The sequence below is a fragment of the Effusibacillus consociatus genome (assembly GCF_042652925.1).
Taxonomy (GTDB): domain Bacteria; phylum Bacillota; class Bacilli; order Tumebacillales; family Effusibacillaceae; genus Effusibacillus; species Effusibacillus consociatus.
In genome coordinates, this window is the sequence record NZ_JBHSHC010000092.1 from 1 (window position 1) to 10,097 (window position 10,097).

A 10,097-nucleotide genomic window follows, 5' to 3' on the forward strand; every position below is an offset into this window, starting at 1 on the left:
CGCTCAAGGTTAACGGATTTCATTCCGTTTTGTGCCTTGAGCGAAGCGAAAGGAATGGGTATAAAAATGATCAAACCGGGTCGTATGCAGGTCGCCCATTTGCTAAATCAATATACATACGTGCCGATATGGGCAAAGATATCGAAATGCACTCTCACGCCATGGGATATTTATCGCCGAATTCCTGAATTCAGCCACCGTTTTTTGCTGGAGAGCGGGAAGGTCGGGAGGTACAGTTTCGTTGGCGGCGACCCGAGAGCTGTTCTTCAATATGATTCCGATTCTTCAAGGGGTTTTACAAAGAGTCTGCCTTTGGAAAAATTGCGCAGTTGGATGGCCAGTCGTCGTTCCCCGAGAAATGAAGAATTGAGAGGTCCGTCCGGACAGCCCGGAGATGAAGCTGAGGATAGTGAGCTCCCACCGTTTCTTTGTGGAATGGTCGGTTTTGTTTCCTATGACTTAGGCAGAACGATCGAGCGCTTGCCGGAAATCGCAGAGGACGATCTGCAAACTCCGGTTCTCTATATGATTGAACCCTCTTGGCTGATAGTGAAAGACCATTTCACAGACGATCTTTATTTGGCCGTTTCCGTTACCGATCCTGCCGAGTATGGGAACGCGAAACAACAAATAGAAGATATGGAGCGCTGGATTCAGGAAGAGGGAGAGAAACGCGCCCGCGTGAGCGGGAAAGTCGATGCTGCAGCTGCGGTTAGGGGACTGGAGACGTATGAGTGTTCCGATGAAGAACGTGAATGGTCTCTTACGAAAGAACAATTTGAATCGGCTGTGGAACGAATCAAGGAGTATATACGTGCAGGCGATGTGTTTCAGGTGAACTTGTCGTTGCGGGAATCGCGGCCGGTTCGGGTGTCGCCGCAAGCGGTATACGAGAAATTACGGGAGATCAATCCTTCGCCGTATATGGGACTTCTTGAATTTCCGGAATTGTCACTGGTCAGTTGTTCGCCCGAACTGCTGGTTCGTCTTCGCGGTGATTTGGCGGAGACCCGTCCGATCGCAGGAACGAGAAAACGAAGCGGCGACCGGGAACATGATCTGCGGATGGTCAAAGAGCTGATCGAAAACGAGAAGGAACTGGCGGAGCATGTCATGTTGGTCGACCTCGAGCGCAATGACTTGGGGCGAGTCTGTGAATATGGGAGCGTCAAAGTGGACGAGATGATGACCATTGAGGAGTACTCGCATGTGATGCACATTGTCTCCCATGTTAACGGGATCCTGCGAAAAGATTTGGATGCTGTCGATTTGCTGGCGGCTGCTTTTCCAGGAGGAACAATTACAGGAGCGCCCAAAATCCGAACAATGGAAATCATTGAAGAATTGGAACCGGTTCGTCGCGGGATCTATACCGGCTCGTTTGGTTGGTGGGCGTTTAACGGCGACATGGAACTTAATATCGCAATTCGAACGATGCTGATTCAGGATGGAAAAGCCTATGTGCAAGCAGGCGCAGGGGTCGTGATCGATTCGGTTCCCGAGCGCGAATATTACGAGTCACTCCGCAAAGCAGAAGCGCTTTGGCAGGCTTTCGAATTGGCACATCAAAGTACGGGGGTTCCCTCATGATCCTGATGATCGACAATTACGATTCGTTTACATATAACTTGGTGCAGTACCTTGGAGAGATGGGGGCACAGCTGATTGTGAAGCGCAATGATTGCCTGTCGGTGAAAGACATTGAGCAAATCTCACCAGATTGCATCGTGATTTCTCCGGGACCCTGCACTCCCAATGAAGCGGGTGTTTCACTTGAAACGATCCGATATTTTGCCGGGAAAATCCCCATTCTCGGCGTTTGTCTGGGACATCAATCGATTGCCCAGGCGTTTGGCGCAAAGGTAGTGCGCTCACAAAACCCGATGCATGGAAAAACGTCGTTGGTTGAACATGACGGGAGAACCATTTTCAACGGGATCCCGAGTCCGTTTCGAGCGACGCGGTATCATTCGTTGATTGTCGAGCGTGAGAGTTTACCGGAATGTTTGGAAGTGTCTGCGTGGACGGCTGCGGGAGAAATCATGGGGGTTCGACACCGTGAGTATGCGGTGGAAGGAGTTCAGTTTCACCCGGAGGCGATTTTGACCGAGTACGGGAAAGAACTGCTGAAAAATTTTGTCGGTCGAGAGGGAGTAAAGGTATGACGAACTCCACGATGAAAGTCTGGTTAAACGGGCGGATTCTGCCTGCGGACGAGGCGCGGCTGTCGGTATTTGATCACGGTTTTTTATATGGACACGGAGTTTTTGAGACAATGCGGGCGTATTCGGGACGAATTTTTTTATTGAGAGAACATTTGGAGCGTTTGCGTTCGTCAGCGTCGCTTCTGAGAATTCCCTTGGAGTTGGCCGATTCGGACATCGAAGAAGCGATAAACGCTCTGCTGGAGGCAAATCGTCTTGCCGATGCTTATGTTCGTCTTACTGTCTCGCGGGGGCCAGGACCGATGGGGATACGCGGGAGTTTCGGGGCTCCGACGGTGCTGATTTTTGCGAAAGAGCTTCAGCTGCCCTCCCAGGAGGATTATCAACGGGGGCGCGATCTCTGTGTTCTTCACACACGCCGCAATACACCTGAAACCGGAACCCGGATCAAGTCCCTGAATTACTTAAATTCGCTTATGGGTGCATGGGAATTGGAAGAGCGGGGATTTGCGGAAGGGATGATGCTTGACTGTGACGGTCATGTTACGGAGGGAACTGTATCCAATCTGTTCTTTGTTGATCGGGATTCATCTGGAGCTGAGCGCTTGTTGACACCCACGCTGGATACAGGTATACTCCCCGGAGTAACCCGTGCGTTTGTGGTCCGGCTTGCACAGAATCTGGGAATTCCCGTGCAAGAGGAACGGTTTGGCTTGGAGAGACTGTCTCAATGTGCGGAGGGATTTACAACAAATTCAGTTGCGGAGATTGTTCCAATTCGCTCAGTCGAGAACCATTTGTTTCAGATGTGCCCCGGCCCGGTCACCCAACAGTTGATGGAGGAGTATGCAAATGGAATTTAATCGCAGTATGAAAAAGGAACAAATCATCCAATGTGGACCGTATCAGCTCCCCATTGGCAAGCGGACGTTGGTGATGGGGATTGTGAATGTGACTCCGGACTCTTTTTTTGACGGCGGCCGTTATTTCGATATCGAAGCGGCTGTCCGGCATGCTCAGCAATTGGTGGAAGATGGCGCGGATATTCTCGATATCGGAGGAGAATCGACTCGTCCCGGACATGCTGCAGTCGATGCGGAAGAAGAAGCAATGCGCGTTTTGCCCGTTATTGAAGAGTTGGTCAAGAGAGTGCAGGTTCCTATTTCAATTGATACATACAAGGCATCGGTAGCGAAGGCCGCTGTGGAAGCGGGGGCTCATATTGTCAACGATGTCTGGGGGTTTAAGCAAGATCCGGACATGGCCAGAGTTTGTGCGCAACTTGACGTGCCGGTGATTCTCATGCATAACCGAACGGAGCCGTTTGCATCCGATGTGATGAACGGAGTTCTGCGGGAAACCAGGGAATGTGTTGAGCTTGCTCATGCAGCGGGCGTGAAAGATGAGAAAATTATTCTTGACCCCGGGATCGGTTTTGGCAAGACTTACGAGGACAACCTTTTGGTATTGAGGAACCTGGCCGATTTTTGCCGCTTGGGATACCCGGTTCTTTTGGGTACTTCGAGAAAATCAGTCATCGGCAACACGCTGAATTTGCCTGTAAATGAACGGGTGGAAGGCACTGCGGCAACCGTGTCATTAGGGATCGCCCAAGGAGTGCATATTGTTCGAGTGCATGACGTGAAACAGATGAAGCGGGTGGCTGTGATGTCGGACGCTTTGGTCCGCTAGGCGGGCGGGGTGATGAGAATGGATAAAATTTGTTTGCAGGCAATGGAGTTTTATGCTTTCCACGGTGTGCTGGAAGAAGAGGCAAGGCTTGGCCAAAAATTTCGGGTTGATCTTGAAGTGACGACCGATTTGCGCCGTGCAGGGCAAACGGATGATCTGAATTATACATTGGATTATGCCCTTCTGTATGAGATTGTCAAACAGACCGCCCAGTTGGAACGGTATAACTTGATTGAGGCTGTTGCGGAAACGATTGCTTCTCGTTTGTTGGCGAATTTTCCGCAGATACGGAACGTACGTGTGAAAGTTACCAAATTGACACCCCCGATTGAGGGAATTCTGGCAGGTGCCTGCGTAGAAATTGAACGCGCCCAAGGATAGAAGTCGTGAAGGAGGATCTGTCGTGGCGGATGGGAAACCCGTTCCGGGGGAAAATGAAATCTATTTGGCGTTAGGCACCAATCTTGGAGATCGGTACCGATATCTCGCTGCGGCTATTGATTCGCTGCAGCGAAGAGGAATTTCGGTGCTCGACGAATCCCCGATTTATGAAACGGAAGCTGTAGGGGATGTGGATCAGCCGGATTTTCTCAATATGGTGGTGCAGGTGAGCACGCATCTTTCCCCGAACGCGTTATTGGCCGAGATTTTGGCCATTGAGAAAGAGCACGGCCGTGTCCGCGATAAAAAATGGGGGCCCAGGACACTTGATCTGGATATACTCTTTTATGGTAAACTGATAATAGAAGATCCGGATTTGGTAGTTCCGCATCCGCTTATACACCAGCGGGCGTTTGTTCTGCTGCCTCTGCGGGATCTCGTACCGGGGTTTGTGCATCCGGTGTTAGGACTGACGATTGAAGAACTGGCGGAACGAGTTCCTGGGAAAGAAGGTGTTCGACGATGGGAGAAGCACTCGGCAAACGGTTGCGTGCATATCGAAAACTGAAAAATTTGACACAGCAGGAGCTGGCCGATTTGCTGGGAATCTCAATTGCCATTGTCGGCGGCATCGAGCGGGGAACACGTGAACCTTCCAAAGATGTTTTAGCGAGAATCTCACGAATCCTTGGAGTGACGGAAGAAGAATTACGAGGTCAAGAAATGTAAACGGATTCTTAACGTAATCTTCTTATTGTTTTTTGGGTTTTTTCCGTGTTATAATGTCTTTTATCTGACACAGGCATGCAGCCTGTGTTTATTATTTCGTTTGGAGGTGGGACGTTTGACGTTCAAAATTGGCAATGTGAAAATGGAAAATAAAGTTGTGTTGGCACCGATGGCGGGCGTCTGCAACCCGCCGTTCCGGAAGCTTGCGAAAGAAATGGGCGCTGGATTGGTTTGTGCCGAAATGGTCTCCGATAAAGCGATTGTCCACGGGAATGAAAAAACCCGTTTGAAACTGGATATCCTACCCGAGGAACATCCGGTCTCCCTGCAGTTGGTTGGCTGTGACGCCGAATCGATGGTTCGTGCGGCCGAACTGGTGATGCAGCAGGAGCATACGCCCGATATAATTGATATTAATATGGGTTGTCCGGTAACCAAGATTCATAAAAATGGGTCGGGTGCCGCTCTGGCCCGGGATCCGGAGAATGCGGGCCGGATCATTGAGGCAGTCGTCAAAACCGTGGATCTTCCGGTAACCGTCAAGTTCCGAAAAGGTTGGGACGATACAAATATTAATGCTGTCGAAGTCGCAAAGGCGGCAGAACAGGCAGGCGCGAAAGCGGTAGCGGTTCATGGACGCACAGCGAAACAGTTATATACAGGCAAGGCGGATTGGGGTATTATCCGGCAAGTGAAGGAAGCAGTCTCGATTCCTGTGATTGGAAACGGGGACGTCACCACTCCGCAGCTGGCAAAGGAATTGCTGGAGGCAACAGGGTGCGATGCGGTCATGATTGGCCGGGGAGCGCACGGCAATCCATGGATCTTTAAGCAGGTGGTTCATTACCTGGAGACGGGCGAGGAGCTTCCTCCGCCTTCTGCAGTGGAAAGAATCGAAGTATGCTTGCGGCACATGGACTTGTTGGTTGAGCATAAAGGGGAAGTGATAGGTATCAAGGAAATGCGTAAGCACGCTTCCTGGTACATTAAGGGTCTTCACAACTCAGCTGAATTGCGGACCGTGCTGAACGCACAGGAAACACGTGAAGGTATGCGTAAAGTGCTTCTCGACTACTTGGATTTCCTCACCCAAAAAAATCTGGTTCTTGTGTAATCAAGGGGATTGCGAAAGGTTCAACTTGGATGATCCGGTTGGGCCTTTTTTGTATGGCCATTTTTTTGCATAAGAATCCTTCATTGGAGCATAATGGAAGAAAAATTCCACATATTCAGGGAGTCGAACTGTATGAAGCGTGTCGTCAGCGTAAGTCTTGGCTCTTCCAATCGAAACCACCGGGTGCGGACCGTTTTTTGCGGTGAGGAAGTTGAAATCGAGAGAATCGGAACTGATGGAGACCGAAAACGGCTGATTCAACTGATTCGGGAGCTGGACGGTTCCGTTGATGCATTCGGGATGGGCGGCATCGACCGGTATATCTACGTCAATCAAAATCGATTCACTTTTCGCGAAGCGGAAGTTATCGCCCGCGCCGCTGTCAGAACGCCGATTCTCGATGGCAGCGGTTTAAAAAATACACTGGAACGAATGGTAGTTGAAAAATTGGCCGGACACCCGCACGTGCAGCTGCGGGGCAAGAAAGTGCTTCTTGTGAGCGGTTTGGATCGGTTTGGCATGGCCGAAGCTCTCGTACAAAATGGCTGTGAGGTCGTTTTTGGCGATTTAATGTTCGGTTTGGGGCTCCCGGTTCCGATTCGGTCGCTTGCCGCTCTGGAGAGAACTGCAAAAATCCTCGCACCCCTGGTAACCAAATTGCCAATCCGATTTCTCTATCCAACCGGTTATAAACAAGAGGCGGTTGCCGGTAAATTTGCCTCTTTTTACGCCGATGCAGATGTGATTGCTGGAGATTTTCATTTTATACGCCGGCATTTGCCTGAGGATCTTTGGGGGAAGATCATTCTGACCAACACAGTGACTGCACTCGACAAATCGCTTCTGAAGGAACGGGGAGTCCGTCTGCTCATAACCACGACTCCGCATTTGGAAGGGCGCAGTTTTGGGACCAATGTGATGGAAGCTCTGTTGGTGGCGTTGGCCGGGCAGAAGGATGGTGACTTGACGGAGAGTGATTACCGAAAACTGATCGAAGAAGTTGGACTGGAACCCTATATTGAATGGTTGTAGTTAATTTGTTAATGAAACACAAGCGTTGACAATCGGTAACTTATACCAGTATAATGAAGCAACGAAAAAACATTAAAGCACTGTCATCTAGGTGGCAGTGCTTTCTGCCTATTGTTGCACTTGTATGCAGCAGGGAATTATCCGAATAAGGAGCGGCGCATAGTGTCCGAAAAAGAAGTATTATTAACATCTGCTGGATTGAAAAAATTGGAGGACGAGCTCGAATACCTGCGGGCTGTCAAACGCAAGGAAGTGGCGGAACGCATCAAAACGGCGATCAGCTTTGGTGATATTTCGGAAAACTCAGAGTATGAAGATGCAAAGAATGAACAGGCTTTTACAGAGGGCCGAATTATCACTCTGGAAAAAATGCTGCGAAATGCACGCCTGATCGAAGACACTGAAGTGAATCCCAATGTTGTAAGCATCGGCTCAACAATTCAATTGAAAGATCTCGAATTTGGCGATACTGAAGAATATACGATCGTCGGTTCTGCTGAAGCGGATCCTTTAGAGAACAAAATTTCAAATGAGTCTCCTGTCGGTCAGGCGTTGCTCGGAAAAACCGTTGGAGAAACAGTCGATGTAAGTGTTCCGGCAGGAGTCATTCAGTATAAAATACTTGATATTAAGAAAGCCTGATGTTTGGCTAGTTGTAAGGGGTAGTTGAGGATGTCAGAACAAGAATTTAACGAACTGAGCGAGGTTCACCGTGTCCGGAGACAGAAGCTGGAGCAATTGTATAAGCTTGGTGTAGATCCGTTTGGCAAAAAATATGAGCGCACTCATTCAGCTCAAGAAGTTGCTTTTTATGCACAGGATAAAACCAAGGAAGAGCTTGAGGAAGAGACGATTGAAGTATCTGTAGCCGGACGCATTATGCTGCTTCGCGGTCAGGGGAAGGCTGCGTTCGCCAATTTGCAAGACCTGACCGGTCGCGTGCAGATTTATGTGCGTCAGGACACGGTGGGGGAAGAAGCATTTACGATTTTTCAACAGCTTGAAATAGGGGACATTATTGGCGTCAAAGGATCCGTTTTTAAAACCAAAATGGGCGAGACGACCATTAAAGTGAAAGAGCTGACAGTTTTAACGAAAGCATTGAACCCTCTCCCTGAGAAGTATCACGGATTAACCGATATTGAAATGCGGTACCGTCAACGCTACGTCGACTTGATTGTGAATCCGGATGTTCGGGACACTTTTATTACCCGTTCCCGAATCATTCAATCGATGAGAAGATATTTGGATAATCTCGGATTTTTGGAAGTTGAAACCCCCACGATGCATTCGATCGCCGGGGGAGCGGCGGCGCGCCCATTTATTACTCATCACAACGCGCTGGACATGCAGCTCTACATGCGAATTGCAATTGAGCTTCATCTGAAGCGCTTAATAGTTGGCGGGTTGGAAAAAGTGTATGAGATTGGACGCGTTTATCGGAACGAAGGAATTTCAACACGGCATAATCCCGAATTTACTATGATTGAACTTTATTGGGCGTATGCCGATTTCCACGACATTATGGACTTAACGGAGAGCTGCATTGCACATATAGCGAAGGAAGTTCTGGGTACGACCAAAATCACCTATCAAGGCCAGGAGGTCGATCTGACTCCGCAATGGCGTCGCGCTTCAATGGTCGATTTGGTGAAAGAGGTAACCGGTGTGGATTTCTCTCAAGAACTCAGTCTTGATGAGGCTCGCGCTCTGGCGGAGAAGCATGGAGTCAAGGTGGAGAAACACCATATGGCCGGGCATATTTTAAACGAATTCTTTGAGCAATTTGTTGAGCACACGCTTATTCAGCCTACCTTCGTATATGGACACCCGGTGGAAATCTCGCCGTTGGCAAAACAAAATCCGGAAGATCCGCGATTTACGGATCGCTTTGAGTTGTTCATTGTAGGTCGTGAACATGCAAATGCGTTCACCGAATTGAACGATCCTATTGATCAACGGCAGCGTTTTGAGAAGCAGTTGGAGGAAAAAGAAAAGGGCAATGATGAAGCTCATGAAATGGATGAGGATTTTATCAATGCACTTATGTATGGGATGCCTCCGACCGGCGGATTGGGTATCGGCATTGACCGGCTCGTGATGCTGCTGACCGATCAACCGTCGATCCGAGACGTCCTTTTGTTCCCGTTAATGAGGGAGCGCTAATAGGGGAAAGCTAGACTTCAGTGAAGGCCATCTGATCAAGATGGCCTTGTTTATCGGTTTCGACGGACGTGTGAACGTCCGAAATTTGAAGGATTACCGAGAATCCGCGCTATTCCGCCGAAATGGAAGCTGAAATTGGTCTTTTTTGTTTTTGTTTGTTTCAGAAATAGGATTGAGAAACGAATCCGCAGATGATATGATATCACTTGTCGCCGCGAGAGAGCGCGAGAGCGTTGAGATCGTGAGTGATGGGAAACAAAAAAGAGTACAAGAGGATACCCCGCTAAGAACGTCACCGTCCATGGTACGTCGTATCGAACAACCGCGTTCATGTGGCATATTCGACACTAGCACATCGTGTGAGTGGCAACTGTGGGATAGATCATCCTGATCTAAAATTTACCAGTTGAAATGCTGGTGCGGATGTGATAAGATAGCATTTGTCGCTGTTCACGACATGGTCGTGTGGCGCGATGCACCTTCGTTCTTTGAAAACTGAATCGTGTAGGGAGCTAGGAATAAACTTAGTTTGGCTCGTTTGAGTCTAATTATTGATGGTAGCCCCGCTAAGAGCAACCGCATCCGTGCGGTCAATGCGGGACGAGTCATCAATAGAGGTCGCCCCGAAAAGTTCGTCCGCATCCGTGCGGACAAATCGGGGTAGATCTTCCTGATCTAAGAGTTTGATCCTGGCTCAGGACGAACGCTGGCGGCGTGCCTAATACATGCAAGTCGCGCGAACGGAAGAAGAGCTTGCTCTTCTGAAGTTAGCGGCGGACGGGTGAGTAACACGTGGGCAACCTGCCTGACAGACCGGG

The 10,097-nt window shown here is 49.3% G+C and carries 11 protein-coding genes and 1 rRNA gene; all 12 read left to right on the forward strand.

What is annotated here, in order from left to right; genetic code table 11:
• Positions 1–66 precede the first annotated feature (66 nt).
• Entirely contained in the window at positions 67–1,590 is a 1,524-nt protein-coding gene (locus tag ACFO8Q_RS10790) for an anthranilate synthase component I family protein (protein ID WP_417323478.1), read from the forward strand.
• Positions 1,587–2,165 (forward strand): aminodeoxychorismate/anthranilate synthase component II, encoded by a 579-nt coding sequence (pabA, locus tag ACFO8Q_RS10795; protein WP_380025782.1) that lies wholly within the window; start codon positions 1,587–1,589, stop codon positions 2,163–2,165. The genes ACFO8Q_RS10790 and pabA overlap by 4 nt, the downstream gene beginning before the upstream one ends.
• The gene (locus tag ACFO8Q_RS10800; RefSeq protein WP_380025783.1) at positions 2,162–3,028 is read left to right on the forward strand and encodes an aminotransferase class IV; all 867 of its coding nucleotides are present in this window, start codon (positions 2,162–2,164) and stop codon (positions 3,026–3,028) included. Before pabA ends, ACFO8Q_RS10800 begins: the two co-directional genes overlap by 4 nt.
• Positions 3,018–3,857: a dihydropteroate synthase gene (folP, locus tag ACFO8Q_RS10805; protein WP_380025784.1), complete on the forward strand. Its 840-nt coding sequence runs from the start codon at positions 3,018–3,020 to the stop codon at positions 3,855–3,857. Before ACFO8Q_RS10800 ends, folP begins: the two co-directional genes overlap by 11 nt.
• A 12-nt stretch (positions 3,858–3,869) precedes the next feature.
• Positions 3,870–4,238: a dihydroneopterin aldolase gene (gene folB / locus ACFO8Q_RS10810; protein ID WP_380025785.1), complete on the forward strand. Its 369-nt coding sequence runs from the start codon at positions 3,870–3,872 to the stop codon at positions 4,236–4,238.
• Between the two features lie 22 nt (positions 4,239–4,260).
• The gene (folK, locus tag ACFO8Q_RS10815) at positions 4,261–4,806 is read left to right on the forward strand and encodes a 2-amino-4-hydroxy-6-hydroxymethyldihydropteridine diphosphokinase (protein WP_380025786.1); all 546 of its coding nucleotides are present in this window, start codon (positions 4,261–4,263) and stop codon (positions 4,804–4,806) included.
• Positions 4,761–4,967, forward strand: coding sequence for a helix-turn-helix domain-containing protein (locus ACFO8Q_RS10820; RefSeq protein WP_380025787.1), 207 nt, complete (start codon positions 4,761–4,763; stop codon positions 4,965–4,967). Before folK ends, ACFO8Q_RS10820 begins: the two co-directional genes overlap by 46 nt.
• A 115-nt stretch (positions 4,968–5,082) precedes the next feature.
• A complete protein-coding gene (gene dusB, locus ACFO8Q_RS10825) occupies positions 5,083–6,081 on the forward strand; it encodes a tRNA dihydrouridine synthase DusB (protein WP_380025788.1) in 999 nt (332 codons plus the stop codon).
• Positions 6,082–6,213: 132 nt separating this feature from the next.
• Positions 6,214–7,113 (forward strand): quinate 5-dehydrogenase, encoded by a 900-nt coding sequence (locus tag ACFO8Q_RS10830; protein ID WP_380025789.1) that lies wholly within the window; start codon positions 6,214–6,216, stop codon positions 7,111–7,113.
• 162 nt (positions 7,114–7,275) lie between these two features.
• Positions 7,276–7,755 carry a transcription elongation factor GreA gene (greA, locus tag ACFO8Q_RS10835; protein ID WP_380025790.1) on the forward strand — a complete coding sequence of 160 codons (480 nt, stop codon included), beginning with the start codon at positions 7,276–7,278 and terminating at the stop codon, positions 7,753–7,755.
• 30 nt (positions 7,756–7,785) lie between these two features.
• On the forward strand, positions 7,786–9,279 hold the full coding sequence (gene lysS / locus ACFO8Q_RS10840; protein WP_380025791.1) for a lysine--tRNA ligase: 1,494 nt from the start codon (positions 7,786–7,788) through the stop codon (positions 9,277–9,279).
• Positions 9,280–9,950: 671 nt separating this feature from the next.
• Positions 9,951–10,097 (forward strand): 16S ribosomal RNA (locus ACFO8Q_RS10845); the annotation flags it as partial.

Coding starts and splice junctions, on each gene's coding strand:
- ACFO8Q_RS10790 (WP_417323478.1), top strand. CDS start 67: ATGATCAAACCGGGTCGTATGCAGGTCGCCCATTTGCTAAATCAATAT.
- pabA (WP_380025782.1), top strand. CDS start 1,587: ATGATCCTGATGATCGACAATTACGATTCGTTTACATATAACTTGGTG.
- ACFO8Q_RS10800 (WP_380025783.1), top strand. CDS start 2,162: ATGACGAACTCCACGATGAAAGTCTGGTTAAACGGGCGGATTCTGCCT.
- folP (WP_380025784.1), top strand. CDS start 3,018: ATGGAATTTAATCGCAGTATGAAAAAGGAACAAATCATCCAATGTGGA.
- folB (WP_380025785.1), top strand. CDS start 3,870: ATGAGAATGGATAAAATTTGTTTGCAGGCAATGGAGTTTTATGCTTTC.
- ACFO8Q_RS10820 (WP_380025787.1), top strand. CDS start 4,761: ATGGGAGAAGCACTCGGCAAACGGTTGCGTGCATATCGAAAACTGAAA.
- ACFO8Q_RS10830 (WP_380025789.1), top strand. CDS start 6,214: ATGAAGCGTGTCGTCAGCGTAAGTCTTGGCTCTTCCAATCGAAACCAC.
- lysS (WP_380025791.1), top strand. CDS start 7,786: ATGTCAGAACAAGAATTTAACGAACTGAGCGAGGTTCACCGTGTCCGG.